Here is a 1,385-nt window from a genome sequence, read left to right as displayed (position 1 = left end):
TTCATACGTAGGATCTTAAGGAAATTAGGGGTTGAATGCATGTTCTAAATCTGATCAGATGTTTATCGCCAAAAAAACCTTCTGAAACAGATTTGAGAACATGCATAAAAATAATACCGAGCTTGCGAAGATAACGAAAGTCCTGAATGAATTTAAAATTAACGATATCGGAAAAAGCAGTGGATTTTGCTGCCGACAACGGGTCGTAAAGCCGTTTGAATTGGTAATGTCGTTACTTACGGCACTCGGCGATAAGTCTGTGGATAGCATCAGTGACTTGCACCGGTATTTTACAGGATTGACCTTTAGTGATGTACAGTACAAGCCGTTCCACAACCAGCTCAGTAAACCTGAATTTCGTGACATGATGAAGCGGTTGGTAGCGATGGCGATGGGAAACTGGCAGCAACAGATATTAGGAACTGACGTTAATCTATCGATGTTTGAGCAAATCGTGGTGCAAGATGGGAGTTCGTTTGCGGTGCACGATAGCCTGAGTGACGTGTTCAAAGGGCGCTTTACCACTATCAGCCCAGCCGCGGTAGAGATACATGTGAGCTGGGATATGTTAAGCAGCCAACCGCATGCGGTGTCAGTAAGTGCCGATAGTAAAGCGGAATATGATTACCTGCCGCCAGCGGCCTCACTAGGGAATAAGCTGTTTTTAGCCGATAGAGGCTATTTCAAACTGTCCTACTTACGTGACATTCATGCGTCAGGTGGGTTTTATACCGTGAGGGCAAAGACAACGAGTAATCCACTTGTAGCAGCGGCTTACACTGCGAAGGGCAAGCGCCTGAAGCGATTTAAAAGCGTTAGCCTTAAAAAGGTAAAGGCCCATATTCGACGTAGTGAAGTGGTCGATATGGATGTGGAAAATCCACACGGCTACCGCATGATAGCCAGTTGGCCGAAAGACAAAAACGAACCCACGTACTGGGTGACTAACTTGCCTCGGTCTGAGTACCCAGCCAACAGCATCATCAAACTCTACGGTTTACGCTGGCAAATTGAACTGCTATTTAAAGAATGGAAATCCTACTGCAACCTGCGCAAATTCAATACACGTAAGGCCAGTATGATGGAAGGTCTGATTTGGGTGAGTCTGTTAGCGCTGCTGGTAAAGCGACGAATAGGCTTTAGTATTCAACAGCTAAAAGGAATAGCAATATCAAGTTTTATGGTGGCAAAAAACACACAAGGTTGGTTTTACAAATTAATGGAATCGATAATCCACTTCGACCAGTCAACATTAATACAAACATGGAACTGGGCAGTGGATTATTTGGCAAGATACGCCAAAAGGGCGCATCCCGATAGAGACAGGGAGAGCGGGCGTTTAGCGCCCGGCCTGACACCGATTATTTCTTAATGTCCAACGTATG

The 1,385-nt window shown here is 45.1% G+C and carries 1 protein-coding gene; it reads left to right on the top strand.

The window, feature by feature from the left end:
* Positions 1-100: 100 nt before the first annotated feature.
* Positions 101-1,372, top strand: coding sequence for an IS4 family transposase (locus tag GPLA_RS14535; protein WP_006993389.1), 1,272 nt, complete (start codon positions 101-103; stop codon positions 1,370-1,372).
* Positions 1,373-1,385: the final 13 nt, after the last annotated feature.

This window comes from Paraglaciecola polaris LMG 21857, from assembly GCF_000315055.1.
Taxonomy (GTDB): Bacteria; Pseudomonadota; Gammaproteobacteria; order Enterobacterales; family Alteromonadaceae; genus Paraglaciecola; species Paraglaciecola polaris.
Note: the sequence above shows the minus strand (reverse complement) of the source record. Positions and strands in the feature narration are given on the sequence as shown.

Coding starts and splice junctions, on each gene's coding strand:
- GPLA_RS14535 (WP_006993389.1), top strand. CDS start 101: ATGCATAAAAATAATACCGAGCTTGCGAAGATAACGAAAGTCCTGAAT.